Source organism: Streptomyces sp. NPDC041068, assembly GCF_040647455.1.
In the GTDB taxonomy this organism is placed as follows: Bacteria; Actinomycetota; Actinomycetes; order Streptomycetales; family Streptomycetaceae; genus Streptomyces.
The window spans coordinates 47,387-64,299 of record NZ_JBEZCG010000025.1 but is presented as its reverse complement, the minus strand read 5'-3'; the positions used below and the strand labels follow the sequence as shown (position 1 = coordinate 64,299).

The following is a 16,913-nucleotide window of genomic DNA, read 5'->3' as shown; positions in this document are numbered from 1 at the left end:
GCTTGCGGATCAGGCCCCCGGCTTGCGCGTCATGCACCAGGTGCGCGGGCCGCCGTCGGGGATCTCGACGTCGGCGGTGACGGTGAAGCCGAGCCGCTCGTAGAAGGGGAGGTTGCGCGGGTCGGAGGTCTCCAGGAAGGCCTGTACTCCGGCGCGCTCGGCCGCCTCGACCCCGGGGCGCACGACGGCGCTGCCCAGGCCCTTGCCCTGATGGTCGGGCGAGACGCCGACGGTGGCGAGGAACCACGCGGGCTCCGTGGGGCGGTGGGGCGCGAGGAGGCCTTCCATCTGCTGCTGCGCGGCCAGCCGGGAACCGCTCAACTCGGCCAGGCGCGGGCCGATTTCACCGAAGACCGCACCCGCGTCGACGCTCTCCGGCGTGGTCCACACCGCCACCGCGGCGCCGCCGTCCGCGACCCAGACCTTGCCGATGTCGAGGCCGACCCGCGTGAGGAACAGCTCCTGGATCTCGGTGACCCGCTCGATGTGACGGTCCGGGTCGACGGTGTGGCGCGTGGCGGGGTAGTCGGCGAAGGCAGCGGCGAGCGTGCGTACGGCCGAGGGGACGTCGTCGCGGGTAGCGGGACGCACGGTCGGCTTGTTCTGGGTCATGGAAGGTCGTCTCCTCGTGGTGGTCAGGGATGGCGGTGGTCAGGGAATGGCCATGGGCAGGGGATGGCCGTGGGCAGGGGATGGCCGTGGGCAGGGGATGGCCGTGGTCAAGTAATGGTCGCCGCACCGGTCGCCGTGGTCACGGAGGCGTCGAGGACCTCCACGGCGAGCCGGTGCAGCTGCGGATTGGCGGACAGGGCACCGGTCCCCCGCTGCGGCGACGCGCCGCGCAGGTCGGTGCAGAGGCCCCCTGCCTCCTCCACGAGGATCTGCAGGGGAGCGATGTCCCAGGGGCTCACGACCGGTTCGGCCGCGATGTCGATCGTGCCCTCGGCGACCATGCAGTGCTGCAGGAAGTCACCGAAGGCGCGGTCGTCCCAGCAGGCGTCGGCGAGTCGCAGATACGCCGCGCGCGAGTGGAAGGCGTCCCAGGTACGGGTGTTGGTGGTGGACAGATAGGCGCTCTCCAGGCGGGTCACGCCGGAGACGCGCAGCCGCTGCGGATCGGCGTCGGGCGAGCCGCGCCGCAGCCACGCGCCGTGCCCGGCCGCAGCCCACCAGCGGCTACGCAGGGCGGGCGCGCTGATGACGCCGACGGTGGGCCGGCCGTCCTCCAGGAGGGCGATCAGGGTGGCCCAGACCGGCACCCCGCGCAGGAAGTTCTTGGTGCCGTCGATGGGGTCGACGATCCAGGTGCGTCCCGCGGTGACCTCGCCGCCGGTCTCCTCCCCCGCGAAGTCGTCCGCGGGGCGGGCTGCGCACAGGGCCTCGCGTACGGCCGCCTCGACGGTGGTGTCCGCGTCGGTGACGGGGGTGCGGTCGGGCTTCTCGCTCACCCGCAGGTCGCGTGCCTGAAAGCGGCGGGTGGTGATGCGGTCGGCGATGTCGCCGAGTTCCAGGGCCAGTTCGAGGTCGGCCTGCTGCGGCATGGGGTCGGCCTGTTGCGGCATGGAGTCGGCCTGCTCCGGCATGAGGGTGCCTCGCATGTCGTGGAAGGGGCGGGGACCGCCCCGGCGGGCCGGGGGAAACGCCCGCCGGGGCGGTCGGCTCACTTGGCGCGCAGTTCGAGCAGGTGGTACTCCATGACCCGGACAACCTCGATACGGCGTACGCGGCGCAGCATCTCGACGGTCATCCCGGCCTCGGCGGCGAAGGCGTCGATGCGCTCGCGGTCGCCCAGGTCGGCCGTGCCGATCAGCAGCCGGCCGCCGTCGGCCAGGTGCTCACGGGCCCCGGAGATGAACCGGGACTGGCCCTGGTAGCCGGGGTCGAAGACGGCGGAGTGCAGGTCGCTGGAGAGCGGGAAGCCGTCCTCCACGTACGTCCAGGGCACGTTCCAGAAGATCGCGTCGAACCGGTCGGTGGACTCGAGGGCCGTGTACAGGTCGCTGTGCAGCACCCGCACCCGGTCCTCGACACCGTGCCGCTGGGCGTTGGCGCGGGTATTGGCCACCGCCTTCTCGTTGATGTCCAGCGCCGTCACGTCGCTACATCCGCTCAGCGCGGCCGTCACGGAGATGACGCCGGTGCCGCAGCCGACCTCCAGGAAGGAGCCGCCCTTGGGGTAGGGCACGATCGAGGCCATGACCTCGGTGGCGGCGGTCAGCGTGCCGGGGAAGACGCCGCGGTGCAGGATCCACTCGCGGCCCAGCAGGGAGAAGTCGTCCGGCAGGTCGTCTCCGATCATGACGTGCTCGAGAACCTTGGCAGCGGCCTCGGGGGATTCCTTGACAGTCATGGTTGACCTTTCCTGGGGTGGTGACGGGTCCCGTGGTGGTGAGGGGATCGTGGAAGCAGTCGGGGTACGGGCGTCACCGGGAGGCCGCGTGGGCGGCCAGGGCATCGCGGTGCCGTCCGATCTTGCGGAAGGCCTCTGCGTACGCCTCGATCAGCGCCACGTCCTCGGGCCAGTCGGTGAAGGTGGGCAGGGACAGCGCGTGCCGCTCGACATGGGCGGCGTGCGAGCCGGCCTCGGGCGTGTTGGCGCGCTTGGGGGTACCGGGGAAGAGGGGGTTCTCCGCCCGTGCGTACAGCGGCAGGGTGGACAGCTGGGGTCCTGACGGCGCCCCGACCTCCATGCCCTCGGCCCGCAGCGCGTCGATGAGTACGGAGCGCGGGACACCGCCGAGCGCCTCGGGCCGGTAGAGGGGCTTGTAGCCGTACCAGGCGCCCATGTCGATGTGGTCGGGGACGGTGATGGGCTCCAAGTAGTCCACCTCGCGCAGAAGTTCGCCGAAGTGGTTCAGGCAGCGGTGCCTGGCCTCCATGCGGGCGGGGAAGGCGGCGAGCGCGTGCCGGGCGACGACCGCGTTGAACGGCGACATCCGCAGCTTCAGGCCGAAACCGGTGACCCAGTGCGAGCGCAGCCCCTCGTCGACGACCGCGTCCCGGGAGCGGTCCCGGTAGTGGCCGAGGAGCGTGGCGCGGTCCTGCACCTGCGCGTCGTCGGTGACGAGGATGCCGCCCTCTCCCGCGTAGACGGCCTTGTTGGCCTGGAGGGAGAAGACCGCGGCGTCGCCGAAGGTGCCGACCGGCTTGCCCTTGTAGCGGCTGCCGTGGGCATGGGAGCAGTCCTCCAGGACGCGCAGCCCGTGGCGCTCGGCGATCGGCAGGATCGCGTCCATGTCGCAGGGGTGGCCCCACTGATGGACGACCGTGACCACCTTGGTGTTCTCGGTGATCGCCGCTTCCAGTGCCTTGGGGTCAAGACCTCGGCCGACAGGGTCGATGTCGGCGAGGACCACGTCGCCGCGCAAGGCGAAGACGGGGCTGAGCGCGGCGTGGTAGGTCAGCGCGGGGCCCACCACCTCGACGCCTTCGCGTACGCCGAGTGCGAAGTAGGCGGCGAGCAGGGCGCTGGTGCCGGAGTTGAAGGTGACGGCGTAGCGGACGCCGCGGTCGAGGAAGTCGAGGAATTCGGCTTCCAGTTGGCCGATGGGGCCGCTGTTTCCCTTGATCGAGATGTCGGTCTGACGCTGCTCGGTGAGCGCGGCCAGTTCGGCCTCGTCCGCGCGGGGCGGCCAGATCTCGTGGGGAAGCGGCCGGTCGATGGCGGGGGCGCCGCCGAGCAGGGCGAGCTTGTCTGCGGTGGTCATGGGTCCTTCCTGGCGTGGGGATTGGCTGTGGTGCATGGGAGTTGCTGCGGTGCGTGAGAGTTGCTGCGGTGCGTGGAAAGCGGCAGCAGTGCGTGGGACGTTGCCTCGGTCAGCGGAAGCGCAGGTCGCGGCCCGCGAAGTCGATGCGCCCGAGGCCCACGGCGTAGAAGCGCAGGAGCATGGCGTGCAGGGACGTCGGCCGGCCAGTGGTGACGGTCAGTTCGGAGGTGGCGGTGGAGCCCGCGGGGACGGTCAACCGGTCGGGGCCCAGGGCGAATCGGAAGCCGTGCGGCTTGCCTCGGGTGATCCGGGCCCCGAGGAGTACGTCGAGGTCCTGGTCACCGTCGTTGGTGATCCGGGCCCGCAGCGAGGTCGTGCTGTCGGGCGTGAGGACGGCGTCCCCTTCGATGGCGAGGCTCACCGTGGTGTCCTCGGTGTCCTGGGTGGCGCCGCACACCGGGCAGCTGATGAGGTGGCGGCGCAGCCACGGGCGCAGCACATGGGCGCTGGTGTAGCGGTGGGTTGCCTCGCCGCAGTAGACGCACTCGCCGTACGGGCTGCGGACCTCTTCGACGGCGTACGTGGGCCGGTACGCCTCCACGAAGTGGTACTCGCGGGTCTCGGTGAGGCGCAGCAGGGTGTCGAGCAGGTGCCGGTCGAGGCGGGCGCAGTTGGCGAGGATGCGCTCGGTGGCCCGGTGCAGCGGTTCGGACTGGGTCAGGTCCGCGATGTGGTCCTTGGTCCTGCGGGCCACGGCGGGCAGGCTGTTGGCCGTGTCGGTGAGCACCGACCGGGTCTTGTCGAGCTTGATGTCGAGTGCGGCGAGGTTCTCGTAACGCTCCACGGCGCGCACGATGCGGTCGGCCGCGGCCGGCCGCCGCGGGGCGACGGTGAGGGTGCGCGAGGTCTCGGTGCCGGTGAGCCCGCGCTCCTGGAACCCGAAGACCAGCGCGGACAGTTCGCCGTCGGCGCTCTCGCCGAACGTGCCGTACAGGGGCAGCTTGCCGCCGAACGGCCGGGCGGGGACCATGCGCAGCTGTCCGCCGCGGTGGGCCTCGCGCAGGTCGGGATCCTTGAGGGGGACACGGGTGAAGGCGGGCACCTGCCCCTCGAAGGTGATCTCGGCCCGACCGGGCTCCTCCTGGCAGGTCACCGCGTCCGGCGACGGCTGGTCCGCGGCGGGGGCGTAGCGGGCCTCCGGGTCGCCGATGACGAGCACTTCGGGGGCGTCGATGCCCCAGCGCCGCAGGCTGTCGTTGACCTGGCGGACCGCGCCGCCGACGCTGCCGCCCTCGTCGAGCAGGTAGTGGAAGAGCAGGTTCTCGCCGGGGGTGCCGTCCTTGAGCAGCGGGCTGGCGATGTAGGTGCCCGCCCAGGAGTCGAGGAAGCGCTGGGCGACGGTGAAGCGATTGTGGTTGCCGAAGAGCTGGGTGCCGAGCTTCAGGGTGAGGCAGGCGTTGGCGAAGACGACCTGGGCGGGGATGCCGGACGGGTCCCAGCGGCGCGCGTCGGGGTAGACGCAGTCGCCGCCGTGCATGCAGGCGGGCAGGGTGCGTGACTCCCGCCGTGCCGCGGCCTGTTCGGCGGGGTCGGGGGTGAGGCCGCACAGGATGTCCTGCGAGGTGAGCCGCAGGTAGTCCTCGCTGCCGTGGGTGATGACGCTGAACAGGCGGTGCATGGGGCCTTGTTCGGCAGAGGCCTGAGCTTCGGTGTCGCTGTCGGCGCCGCTGTCCGCGCCGCGCCCGGGGAGGGGCCGGGTGAAGTCCGCGGCGTCGACGGCGTCCTGCGGGTAGACGGTCAACTTGCCGTTGCGCAGCGGTTCGTCGCCCTTGAGGAGGGGGGCGATCAGCACGTCCGCGGCGGCCGGGGCCTGCGGGTAGACGAGTGTCTTGAGGACGAGTTCGCTGAGTTTGGCGGGGCTGTGCGCGTACAGGACGCCCAGGTCGAGCGCGGGGAAGCGGGCCCGTATCCGTGTGGTGAGGCCGAAGTCGAGCAGCCGGGCGGGGCCGACGAGGGTGAGGAAGCGGGGCGCCGCGGCCTTGATGGTTCGGTGGATGTCGTCCTCGTTCGCGGCCGGCAGGAACCGGGCGCGCTTGGCGAGGGCGTAGACGGCCGCCGGGTGGGCGAAGGCGTGGTCGTCGCCGTGGGCGATCGCGACGACGAGGTGCTCGTCGCGGCCTGCCCGCAGTTCGGTGAGGGCGGCGCCCAGGAGGACGTCACCGTCGCCGGACGCGGCATCGGCGGACGCGGGACCGCTGGACGCGAGGGCGTGGGTCGTGTCCGGATCGTCGGCGGTGGTCAGCGGCAGGCCGAGGCGTGCGGCGATCCTGCGGGGCCACACATGGCGGTCCGCGGGGTCGAGCACGGGAACGGCCTGCGGTGCGGTGGCGGGGCGGTCCAGGGCCGCGGCGAGATACTCCCCCGGTGTGCGCGTCAGAGTGATGCTTAACGTCACGTTTCTCTCCAGGTGCCTCGGGACGGTGAGGACGGTGAGGACGGCGGATCAGGTGGACCGATCGGCGAGAGATCAAGTGGACCGGTCGGCAAGCGATCAAGTGGTCCGATCGGCGAGAGATCAGGTGGGCCGGTCGGCGAGTTCGTTCCGCTCCCTTGACCGCTCCCGGTAGATCCCGTCGATCACGCGCACGGTGGTGAGTTGCCGGCGGAAGTGGTCGTCACGGACCTCACGGTCGTCCAGGTGTCCGAGGTAGTGGGCGATCATGGCGCGTACCGCGTCGGTCTTGGGTCCGGGCAGCGTGAAGCGCTCGATGAGCCGGCCGCCGGTGGAGTGCACGGTGGCGGCGTGGGGCTCGACGTTCAGCGCGCCCCCGGTGCCGAGGACGCAGAGGCGTTCGGACTTCTCGTGGTTGTGCCGGGAGATGCGCAGCGAGCCGGACAGGGTCGGCGACGGATAGCTGCACATGAGGCTGACCAGGTCCTCCAGATGCCGGTCGCGCATCTCCTGGTAGTGGTGGACGAAGGCGGCGTTCACCCGGGTCGGTTCGGGGAACATCCCGCTGAGTACGTCGATGAGGTGGTAGCCCATGTCGAGCAGCACCCCGCCGAGCGCCTGCTCTCGGGAGGCGCGCCAACCACTCGTCGGCTGCGCCAGGTTGAAGTGGTAGTCGTACGAGAACCAGTACGGGTCCCCGATGCGGGCCAGGTTCCTTCGCGCGAACTGGAACACCGGGTTGAAATTGCGCTGGAGCAGCGTATAAACGCTGCGGTCCGCCCCTTCGGCGAGCTCTATCAGCTCCTGGGCTTCTTCCTCGGTGACCGCGAACGGCTTCTCCTTGACGATGTGTTTACCATGCAGAAGCAGTTCCTTGCACAGCGGAAAATGTTCGCTGTGCGGCACGGTGACCATCGCGACATCGAAGTCGACCCGCTTCAGTGCCTCACCGATTCCGGTGAAGCGCGGAAATCCCAAGTCATCGGCGAGCGCCGCCGCATCGGGGGCGACATCGACGCCCCCGACGATATCGGCGTACTCCCGCACGACCGGTAAGTACTCCTTTCCCTGGTGGCCCGCGAATCCGACCATCAGGGCCCGCAGCCGCGGTTGCGCACGCTTCGGTGAAAAAGTGGACATGCAGAACATCCCCCTCGTGTAATTGCATCTGCCGATGACGAAGACGAAAAGGAAGACGAAGTCGAGGACGACCGCGGGCGCTCAGCCGCGCACGGACGCGGCGAGCCAGTCGTGTCCGGCGGTCACCATGTCCTTGATGAAGGTGCCGCCACCGAGCCGGACGTTCTCGTCGAGCAGGGAGACGTCTTCCGGCGCCACCCACGCGAACTCCGGGTGCTTGTCCCACTCGAGTGTGGGCGACGACAGGTCACCGTCCACCTCGACGACATAGTCCGACTCCAGGTGGCGCACGCCGTCCGCCGTCCAGCTCTCGTGCACCACCCGGGCGAGGACCCGGCGCAGCCGCCAGCCGGTCTCCTCGGCGATCTCGCGCTCCAGGGCCTCGTGGTGGGTCTCGCCGTCCTCCACGGCGCCGCCCACGACGTCCCAGCACCCGGGGAACAGGCGTCGGTCGGCCGAGCGGCGCTGCACGAAGATCCGGCCGAGCGGGTCGCTGATGAGCGCGCCCACCACGAGTTGGGGCGCGGTCTCGTCACCCACGCGGAGTGCTCCCCTCGCCCAGCCGGTGCCGGGAGTAGTGGGTGAGCACCGTCTGGAAAGCCTGTCCGTGCAGCGTCGCCGCCTCGCGGCTGTACTGCGCCGTCCTGTCGCACGTCAGGTGGTAGCAGGGGTCGTAGGGCCGGCCCGCGGCGCCGCCCCACAGAGCGGCCTGCTCGGCGGTCTTGGCCTCGAACGAGCCGCCGTAGACACCACCCGTGGGGATGCCGGCGCCCAGAAACGCCACGTAGTCGGAGCGGCCGTCGGCGGGGCCCGGCAGGGACTTGCGGCCCTGGGCGGCGAACGCCTCGGTCAGCTTGCGCTCGATCTCGGCCGAGCCGGGGGCCGGGCGCTGTCCCGTGACGGGGTCGGTGGCGCCGGAATCCAGCGTGAACAGCCCGTAATTGGGGCTGCCGATCATCTCCAGGTTGAGGTACAGCTTGGTGCGTTTCCGCTCTTCGGCGGAGAGCGTGTCGACGTAGTGCTGCGAGCCGAGCAGACCGAATTCCTCGGCGCCCCAGAAGCCGAACACCAGCCGGTTGTCCTCGGGCCGGGTGCCGTGGCCCTTGGCGGCCGCGAGCGCGCCTTCGAGCAGGACGGCGGCGGCGACACCGTTGTCGTTGATGCCGGGGCCCTCCGGCACGGAGTCGAGGTGGGCGCCGGAGACCACGGTGTGCTCGGGGTTGCCACCGGGGCTCACGGCGATCAGGTTCTCGGTGGTGCGGCGCTCGGTGAGCGAGCGCAGGGTGACCTGGACGGTGCGTCCGGCCTGTGCCTCGGCGGCGAGGAGGCGGCCGGTCTCCTGTGTGACGCCGCCGATGGGTATGCGGGCCGCGGCGGGGTCGGCGAGCCAGGTGTGCATCTCGCCGGGGCCCGTGTTGGCCACGAGGACCGCGGCTGCGCCGGCGCCGGCCGCCACGCGCTGCTTGTCGTCCATGGAGCAGCCGCCCGCGTCGACGAGCGCGATACGCCCGGTGGCCGGCACTCCGTCGTACGCGCCGGGACGGCAGCCCTGGCGCCGCTCGGCGTCCCCGCCCGGCGTCACCGGCCGTGCCGTCAGGCCGCCTTGAGGAGTCGAGGGCGAGTAGCCGCTGACCACGACGCCGGGAGTGCTGCCGTCCTGCAGCACCAGCTTTTCCTCGAGCGTCCTGGTGTAGAGGAAAGGGAATTTCTGTCGCTGAGTCGCGTAGCCCGCGCCCTTGAGCAGCTTTTCGGTGTAATCGACCGATTCCGCATAACCTTGCGTGCCGGATGCCCGGTCACCGCCGTGCGCGTCCGCAATGCGCTCGAACTGCGTCAGATGCTTTTCGACCCGATCCTGGGAGATGGGCGGCGGGGTTACCTCGGATTCCCCCGCCGCAGCCGAAGAGGAACTACTTACGAGCTGCGCGAGAAAGAGAACGCCGACCGCGCCTGCGGTCATCGACCTCTTTCCCTTGATCCGGTGGAGCACGTTTCCCCCATGTCCGGTAGTTCTTCTGCGAGTTCGCATTTACCGACCAGCACATTACCTCGGCAATACCTGCGTCCCAAAGGGTCGCAAACAGCGGCGCCGAAATCCGGACGGCGCAGGTGCGACTTGACACAGTGATCAGGAGATGTTTTGGAAAGGGGGTGCAACGGGCCCCGAGGGCCCCGTACCGGGCCATCGGCGCGGCCGCTTACCCGAACCGCACCGCGCACAAACGATCAAGTTCACGCCAGGCGACCGGCGAAGGACCAAGTGATGATGGCCTGTTCAGCCTCGGAGGGCGTCCGCACCGACCGTCGTACCGAGCAGCAGGGCCCTGTCGGGCGCCGGCAGCCAGATGTCCTCGGGCGCGTGGGTCAGCCAATCTCCGGCCGATCGCTTCGCCAGACCGACCAGGCGGTCGACGAGCGGATGGCCCGCCTGTTTGCGCCACACCATCGACCACGGATAGACGGGCGTGGGATCGACGAGGGGGAGGCTCCTGATCTCCGGGGAGTAGCCGTACGAGACGTCGGCCCCCGCCAGGCACGCCATGCCCTCGTGGCTTCCCAGGAGTTCGACGAAGTGCTCGTCGCTCAGCGCCGCCCCGGACAGGGTGAGCGAGAGGTCGAAGGAGTCGGCCAGGCGGCGTACGTAGAGCTCCCACTCCGACGCGACGCCGTAGCGCGGCTGCCAGATGCCGCCGCCGCGCAGATCGTCGATCCGCACCTCGTCACGGTCGGCCAGCGGATGGGTGCGCGGCACCAGTGCCCGCAGCGGCTCCAGGCGCACGAGGCGGTGCGCGAACTCGGCGGACCAGCCCTGCACGTCGTGGACCCGGCCGAACGCCGTGTCGATCTCGTCCCTGGCCAGCGCGGGCAGGGCGGCGACGAGCGACTGCCGCATGCTCAGGTTCAGCGGCAGTTCGGGGTCCTCTTCGAGGAGTTTGCGGACCAGTTGGAGCGGGGCGAGCCGCCCGTCGACCACGTCGACCCGCAATGGGCGGCGCTCGCGGGGCTGCACGGCCTGTACGGCCGCGTCGGCGGCCTCCATGACCCGGCGGGCCGGTGCCAGGAACCGCTGACCTTCCTCCGTGAGCGCGACGCTGCGGTTGTCCCGGGCGAAGAGCGAGACCCCCAGCAGCAGTTCGAGACGTCGGATCCGCTGGGACAGCGCCTGCTGCGTGATGAAGAGCCGCTCGGCCGCGCGCCGGAAGTGCAGCTCTTCCGCGGTGATCGCGAACGATCGCACCAGCGCCAGGTCCAGATCCACAATCACCAACTGTCGATCAGCAAGCAGCAGTTGTCAACCGGGTCGCAACAGCCTCCGCCCAGGAACTTCTCGGATCGCGGGCAGCCGTTCTCACATCGCGGACGAAACACTCACGCGCACACGAGCGGCGCCTTCGCGGGGCACGAGCGGCGCCTTCGCGGGGCACGAGCAGTACCTCCGCGGGACGCGAGCAGCGCCCCGCGCCCCCTCGGATCGCGGGCAGCGCCCCCGTCCCCTCAGGTCGCCAGCAGCGCCTTCGCCAGGACTCCCTCGCCCGCGAGGTCGATCCGGCCCGTTCGCACGCCTTCGCCCACGGTCAGTTCCCCCCTGCTCACCGCCACGCACGTCTCCGCGTCCAGCGTCAGGCGCACCTCGGGGACATCGGGGGCCGGACCCTCGCCGTAGGACTCCCCCTCTCCCCCTACGCGTACGTGGAACTCCCCCTCGGCCAGCCGGACGTGGACGAGACCTTCGGCCCCGGCCCCCGAGAGGGAGCGCAGCAGCGGTAGCGCGAACCAGTGCGCGCGCACCGCGTCCGTGGGCCTGCGCTCGTCGAGGGCGGGGGCGCCCCAGGCGGCGAGGGCCTTCAGGACGGGCAGCAACTCCCGCCCCCTGTCGGTGAGTTCATAGACGTACGCGGCCGAGGGCGGGGGCAGGCGGCGGCGCGTGGACAGGCCTTGCTGCTCCATGTCCTTCAAGCGCGAGGCCAGGACGTCCGTGCTGACGCCCGGCAGGTCCGCGTGCAGATCGGTGTAGCGGCGGGGCCCCGCGAGCAGCTCCCGGACGATCAGGAGGGTCCAGCGGTCACCCACGGCGTCGAGGCCTCGGGCGGCGGCGCAGTACTGGTCGTAGCTTCGGCGGGACCGGGCGCTTTGCCGGGGCGGCTGAGGTGGCATGCGACATAGTCTAGGCAAGTTGTTGGACTTTCCAAGCGGCGGCTTGGTAAAACCAAGTAACACACGTCACGGGAGGCGCACCGCATGGAGTTCCGGCAGTCGAGCAAGCTCAGCGAGGTCTGTTACGAGATCCGGGGCCCCGTCATCGAGCACGCCAACGCCCTGGAGGAGGCGGGCCACAGCGTCCTGCGCCTCAACACCGGCAACCCCGCGCTCTTCGGCTTCGAGGCGCCCGAGGAGATCGTCCAGGACATGATCCGGATGCTCCCCACCGCGCACGGCTACACGGACTCGCGCGGCATCCTCTCCGCCCGGCGCGCGGTCGCCCAGCGCTATCAGGCGCTCGGCCTGGACGACGTCTCCGTGGACGACGTCTTCCTCGGCAACGGCGTGTCCGAGCTGGTCACCATGGCGGTGCAGGCCCTCCTGGAGGACGGCGACGAAGTCCTCATCCCGGCGCCCGACTTCCCGCTGTGGACCGCCGTGACGACCCTCTCCGGAGGCAAGGCCGTCCACTACGTGTGCGACGAGTCGGCGGACTGGTACCCCGACCTCGACGACATGGCCTCGAAGATCACGGACCGGACCAAGGCCGTCGTGATCATCAACCCCAACAACCCCACGGGCGCGGTCTATCCGAAGGAGATCCTGGAGGGCATCCTCGACCTCGCCCGGCGGCACGGCCTGATGGTCTTCGCCGACGAGATCTACGACCAGATCCTGTACGACGACGCCGTGCACCACAGCGTCGCCGCCCTCGCGCCCGATCTGGTCGTCCTCACCTTCTGCGGTCTTTCCAAGACGTATCGGGTGGCCGGTTTCCGGTCCGGATGGATGGTCGTCACCGGTCCGCAGCAGCACGCCAAGAACTACCTGGAGGGTCTGACGATGCTCGCCTCCATGCGCCTGTGCCCCAACGCCCCCGCGCAGTACGCCATTCAGGCCGCGCTCGGCGGCCGCCAGTCCATCCGTGAACTGACCGCGCCCGGCGGGCGGTTGCACGAACAGCGCGACAAGGCCTGGGAGAAGCTCAACGAGATCCCCGGGGTCAGCTGCGTGAAGCCGAAGGGCGCGCTGTACGCGTTCCCGCGGCTCGACCCGAAGGTCCACCCGATCCACGACGACGAGAAGTTCGTGCTCGACCTCCTCCTCCAGGAGAAGATCCAGGTCGTCCAGGGCACGGGTTTCAACTGGGCCCGCCCCGACCACTTCCGCATCCTCACCCTTCCCCACGCCGACGACCTGGACGCGGCGATCAGCCGCATCGGCCGCTTTCTGAGCGGGTACCGTCAGTGACCATGCATCACGGAAGCACTGTGCCGCCCTGCGCCGACTGCGGGCGGCCCGTCCACACACAGTTCGCCTCGCCCGAGCTCGTCGGGCCCATCGTGTACGAGGACTTCGACCGCGCGGCAGACCCGGCCTGGCGCACCTCGGGCGCGGTGACCCTCGACGACTACGCGCGCTGGTGCGGGCACCTGTGCGGCCTGACCTGCTTCCGCATGGCGCTCGGCGCGTCCTCGCCCACCCTGTTCCAACTGCGCGACGGCGCGCTGAAGTACGGCGCGTACACGGAGGAGGGCGGCGTGATCCGGGGAATGATTTACGCCCCCTTCGCCGAGTACGCCCGAGAGGAGCACGGCGTCGACGCCACCGTCCACCGCCACCTCTCCGTGGACGAGATCGGCGCGCTCCTCGACGAGGGACGGCAGGTCATCGCCTCCGTGCACTACGAGATCCGCCGCCCGCACCGCCCCTCCCCCGGCCGCGGCGGCCACCTGGTCCTGCTCACCGCGCGCACGCCCGACGGGCGCCTGCACTTCCACAACCCCTCGGGCATCGACGCGGCGACCAGGACCGCGGCGCTGACCGCCGACGAGTTCGAGCCCTTCTTCGCCGGACGCGGAGTGTCACTGCGCTGACAGACAGTCACTCTCGCTGCCAGGATGGCCCGATGATGCGTGGAGGCAAGGTCGCCGTCGTCGGCGGCAGCATCGCCGGGTGCGCCGCGGCGCTGGCCGCGCACCGCGGGGGTGCGGACGAGATCACCGTCTACGAGCGCGCCGCGGGCGATCTGGCGGACCGCGGCGTGGGGCTCGCCGTGCACAACTCCCGTTACGCGGAGCTGGAGTCGGCCGGGTACATGGACGCGGGCATGCCGTGGGTGCAGATAGTGCGCCGACGGTGGTATGTGCGGGACGACTCCGCGGCCACTCCCGTCGGACGGGAGATCGGCGCGATGCCGTTCCCCTTCCGTACGTACAACTGGGGTCCCCTGTGGCGGGAGTTGAGAAGCCGTATCCCCAAGGCCACCGCCTTCCGGTCCGGCACCCCCGTGGAGGCGCTGCGGCCGGGCCCGGACGGCGTACGGGTCGACACCGCGGGCGGCAGCGAGCACTTCGACCTCGTCATCGGCGCGGACGGCTACCGGTCGGTGGCGCGGGCGGCCGCGTTCGGCGACGTCCGGCCGGCCTACGCCGGGTATCTCGCCTGGCGCGGCGCGTTCCCCGAGGCCCGGTTGAGCGATCCGGAGCTGTGGGCGGAGGAGGACTGCGTGTACGCCGTCTTCCCCGGCGGCCACGTCATCATCTACCGCATCCCCGACGGCGCGGGCGGCCACCGCGTCAACTGGGTCCTCTACACCGCGCCGCCCGCCGACCTCGACCTCGGGCTCGGCCTCGACCTGCGGCTCACCGGGCCCACGAGCCTGCCGCCCGGTGGGCTCACGGAGGCGCTCTCCACCCATCTCGCGTACGTCGCAGACGATCTCCTCCCGCCCTACTGGGGCGCGCTGCTCCACGAGACGGCGCCTGCCGAGCTCCTCCTCCAGCCCATGTACGACTTCACCACGCCCCGCTGCACCGCCGACCGCGTCCTGCTCGTCGGCGACGCGGCGGCGGTGGCGCGACCGCACACCGGCGCGGGCGCGGTCAAGGCGCTGCAGGACGCCACGGTCCTGGAGTCCGCGCTCGCCACGGCGGACACCTGGGCGGAGGCCCTGGACACGTACGACACCGACCGCACGATCTCGGGTCGCTCGATGGTGGACCTGGGGCGGCGGCTCGGCGGTGCGCTCGTTCAGGCGACACCGGAGTGGGGGGCCATGGACCAGGCGTCGTTGGAGGCGTGGTGGAAGAGGGCCGACGGGACGGGGGCGTTCGGGGGCCGGGAGCTGAAACGCTGAGGACAGGTCCGGGAGGACCTCAGAGGTCTGCGGGCCGTTCGTGGCTGGTCGCGCCCGCGCGGCGGAGCCCAGATGTTGCGGCCCCGCGCCCCGAAGGGGCGCGGCCCGTGCGTACCGTTCTGACCTCGTTTTGGGGATGTACGCCAAGATCAATAGGATCCGGCGATGATCACAAGACAACGGCCGGCGGCCTGGGTCATCGCCCTGCTCGCCGCCCTGACCGCCGGGCTCGTCACGGCAGGCCCCGCCGCGGCCGCCGATGACGACGACGAACCGGCACAGCCCTCCCCCAAGGTCGAGCTGGTCCTCGACGTCAGCGGCTCCATGCGGGCCCGCGACATCGACGGCAAGTCCCGGATGGCCGCGGCGAAGCAGGCCTTCAACGAGGTCCTGGACGCGACCCCGGACGAGGTCGCGCTCGGCATACGGACTCTCGGCGCCAACTACCGCGGCGACGACCGCAAGACGGGCTGCAAGGACACCGAGCTGCTCTACCCCGTGGAGAAGCTCGACCAGGCGGGGCGCACCGACGCGAAGACCGCCGTGGCGACCCTCGCGCCGACCGGCTGGACCCCGATCGGCCCGACGCTGCTCAAGGCCGCGGACGACCTCACCGACGACACCGCCGAGCGCAGCCGCCGCATCGTGCTGATCTCGGACGGCGAGGACACCTGCCAGCCGCTCGACCCGTGCGTGGTCGCCCGCGACATCTCCGCCAAGGGCATCCACCTCACCATCGACACCCTCGGCCTGGTGCCCGACGCCAAGACCCGCGACCAGCTGAGCTGCATCGCGGAGGCCACCGGCGGCACGTACACCTCGATCCGGCACACGGACGAACTGTCCGGCCGCGTCAAGCAGTTGGTGGACCGCGCGGCCGATCCGGTCGTCACCCCGGTCGAGGCGAAGGGCGCGGCGCAGTGCAGCGCCGCGCCGAAGCTGGAGTCCGGCCTCTACACCGACCGCGAGAAGTTCGGCGAGCACCGCTGGTACCGCGTGGACGTCCCCGCGGGCAAGGAGCTGCGCGCCTCGGTGAGCGTGTCCGCGGACCGGGCCGTGAACCAGGACTACGGCGTGCTGCTGCGCGCCGAGACGCCGAACGGCCGGGAGATCGTACGCGGTCAGGAGTCCGGCGACGGGCGCACCGACGTGATCTCGACGGGCCTGCGCTATCCGACGCCGGAGGCGGACGACGACGAGGAAGAGGACACCGCGGAGACGGTCTGTCTGCGCGTCAGCAACTCCTTCTCCGCGCCCGCCTCGGTGAAGACGACGCCCGGTCTGCCGGTCGAGCTGACCGTGGACCTGGTGGACTCCGCCGACCAGGCGTCCGACGTCGCCTCCTTCGGGCTCGGCCACGGCTGGTGGCTCCTTGGTCTGCTCGTCCTCGTCGGCTTCCTCGCCGGTCTGGTCTGGGGCTGGCTGTCGCGCTGGCGCTTCGCGGTCTGGAGGACCAACTGATGCGTACGACACGTCTGATGGGCCGGGCGGCCGTGCTGGCCGGTGCCGCTCTGCTGGCCTTCTGCGGCGCCGCTTCCGGCGTGGCCGCCGCCGACGCCTCCGCTTCCTCCGACGACGACAAGCGCGCCGAGGCGACCGAGGCGGGCACGTCCTTCCGTACCGCCACACCGATCCGCATCGACCAGCAGGCCACGGCGGAGGCGTCCACGGGTGACTACCTGTACTGGGCGTTCCCCGTGGACGCCGGCCAGCGGGCCACCGTGCACGCCACGGTGAAGCTGCCGGAGTCGGCGGCCCGGCACGCGGCGTCCACCTGGCAGGTCGACGTGTACGACGGGCTGCGGCGCCGCCAGGCCTGCCGCCTGGGGACGCCGACGAAGACGGCCGCGCAGGACGTCTCCTCGGTCTCGCTGTCCTGCTCGCTGCGGACGGTGCGGGGCTGGTCGGAGCAGTGGGCGAACGACCCGCTGCCGGGCACGTACTACCTGCGGCTCACGGTCACCGACCTCAAGAAGGACGACCTCGGCCTTCCGGTGCGGGCCGAGGCGAAGGTCACCGCGACCGACGCGGGCGGCGCGCAGGCGGTGGACGGTGCGCTCGCGGAGCCGCTGGTGCCGGGCATCGGCTCGGACAAGCAGCGGCCCGGCGCCGTCACCGAGCCGGAGGACGGCTGGGCGTCCGGCTGGTGGTCCTCGCGCTGGCTGTGGACCGGGGCCGGCGGCGTCCTCGCGGCGCTCGCGGGCGTCGGCGGATACGCCCTGACGCGTGGCTCGGGCCGTCCGGCGCGCGTGCCGCAGGGCATGTAGCCGCACGC

The 16,913-nt window shown here is 71.1% G+C and carries 15 protein-coding genes; 5 read left to right on the top strand and 10 right to left on the bottom strand.

Features of this window, described 5'->3' with window-relative positions:
- Nucleotides 1–9: 9 nt before the first annotated feature.
- The 10 genes from AB0B50_RS39980 to AB0B50_RS39935 form a co-directional block, all read right to left on the bottom strand.
- Entirely contained in the window at nt 10–612 is a 603-nt protein-coding gene (locus AB0B50_RS39980; protein WP_362341420.1) for a GNAT family N-acetyltransferase, read from the bottom strand.
- Between the two features lie 107 nt (nt 613–719).
- The gene (hisN, locus tag AB0B50_RS39975) at nt 720–1,598 is read right to left on the bottom strand and encodes a histidinol-phosphatase (RefSeq protein WP_362341418.1); all 879 of its coding nucleotides are present in this window, start codon (nt 1,596–1,598) and stop codon (nt 720–722) included.
- Nucleotides 1,599–1,660: 62 nt separating this feature from the next.
- Nucleotides 1,661–2,350: a methyltransferase gene (locus AB0B50_RS39970; protein WP_362341416.1), complete on the bottom strand. Its 690-nt coding sequence runs from the start codon at nt 2,348–2,350 to the stop codon at nt 1,661–1,663.
- A gap of 73 nt (nt 2,351–2,423) precedes the next feature.
- Entirely contained in the window at nt 2,424–3,707 is a 1,284-nt protein-coding gene (locus tag AB0B50_RS39965; RefSeq protein ID WP_362341413.1) for a DegT/DnrJ/EryC1/StrS family aminotransferase, read from the bottom strand.
- A 109-nt stretch (nt 3,708–3,816) separates the two neighbouring features.
- Complete coding sequence (locus tag AB0B50_RS39960; protein WP_362341410.1) at nt 3,817–6,162, bottom strand: hypothetical protein; 2,346 nt, start codon at nt 6,160–6,162, stop codon at nt 3,817–3,819.
- A 120-nt stretch (nt 6,163–6,282) separates the two neighbouring features.
- On the bottom strand, nt 6,283–7,299 hold the full coding sequence (locus AB0B50_RS39955) for a Gfo/Idh/MocA family oxidoreductase (RefSeq protein ID WP_362341409.1): 1,017 nt from the start codon (nt 7,297–7,299) through the stop codon (nt 6,283–6,285).
- 81 nt (nt 7,300–7,380) lie between these two features.
- Nucleotides 7,381–7,839, bottom strand: coding sequence for an NUDIX domain-containing protein (locus AB0B50_RS39950; protein WP_362341406.1), 459 nt, complete (start codon nt 7,837–7,839; stop codon nt 7,381–7,383).
- Nucleotides 7,832–8,965 (bottom strand): M28 family peptidase, encoded by a 1,134-nt coding sequence (locus AB0B50_RS39945; protein WP_362341403.1) that lies wholly within the window; start codon nt 8,963–8,965, stop codon nt 7,832–7,834. Before AB0B50_RS39945 ends, AB0B50_RS39950 begins: the two co-directional genes overlap by 8 nt.
- 609 nt (nt 8,966–9,574) lie before the next feature.
- The gene (locus AB0B50_RS39940) at nt 9,575–10,558 is read right to left on the bottom strand and encodes a LysR family transcriptional regulator (protein ID WP_362341401.1); all 984 of its coding nucleotides are present in this window, start codon (nt 10,556–10,558) and stop codon (nt 9,575–9,577) included.
- 236 nt (nt 10,559–10,794) lie between these two features.
- Nucleotides 10,795–11,454 carry a helix-turn-helix domain-containing protein gene (locus AB0B50_RS39935; protein WP_362341398.1) on the bottom strand — a complete coding sequence of 220 codons (660 nt, stop codon included), beginning with the start codon at nt 11,452–11,454 and terminating at the stop codon, nt 10,795–10,797.
- Between the two features lie 84 nt (nt 11,455–11,538).
- On the opposite strand from AB0B50_RS39935, the gene AB0B50_RS39930 reads away from it, so the two are divergent.
- The 5 genes from AB0B50_RS39930 to AB0B50_RS39910 all read left to right on the top strand — a co-directional run bounded on the left by AB0B50_RS39930 (nt 11,539) and on the right by AB0B50_RS39910 (nt 16,905).
- On the top strand, nt 11,539–12,750 hold the full coding sequence (locus AB0B50_RS39930) for a pyridoxal phosphate-dependent aminotransferase (RefSeq protein WP_362341396.1): 1,212 nt from the start codon (nt 11,539–11,541) through the stop codon (nt 12,748–12,750).
- Between the two features lie 2 nt (nt 12,751–12,752).
- Complete coding sequence (locus AB0B50_RS39925; protein ID WP_362341393.1) at nt 12,753–13,376, top strand: peptidase; 624 nt, start codon at nt 12,753–12,755, stop codon at nt 13,374–13,376.
- Nucleotides 13,377–13,408: 32 nt separating this feature from the next.
- Nucleotides 13,409–14,638, top strand: a complete 1,230-nt coding sequence (locus AB0B50_RS39920; protein ID WP_362341390.1) for an FAD-dependent monooxygenase — start codon at nt 13,409–13,411, stop codon at nt 14,636–14,638.
- Nucleotides 14,639–14,803: 165 nt separating this feature from the next.
- Nucleotides 14,804–16,099, top strand: coding sequence for a VWA domain-containing protein (locus tag AB0B50_RS39915; RefSeq protein WP_362341387.1), 1,296 nt, complete (start codon nt 14,804–14,806; stop codon nt 16,097–16,099).
- Nucleotides 16,099–16,905 carry a hypothetical protein gene (locus AB0B50_RS39910; protein ID WP_362341384.1) on the top strand — a complete coding sequence of 269 codons (807 nt, stop codon included), beginning with the start codon at nt 16,099–16,101 and terminating at the stop codon, nt 16,903–16,905. The genes AB0B50_RS39915 and AB0B50_RS39910 overlap by 1 nt, the downstream gene beginning before the upstream one ends.
- Nucleotides 16,906–16,913: the final 8 nt, after the last annotated feature.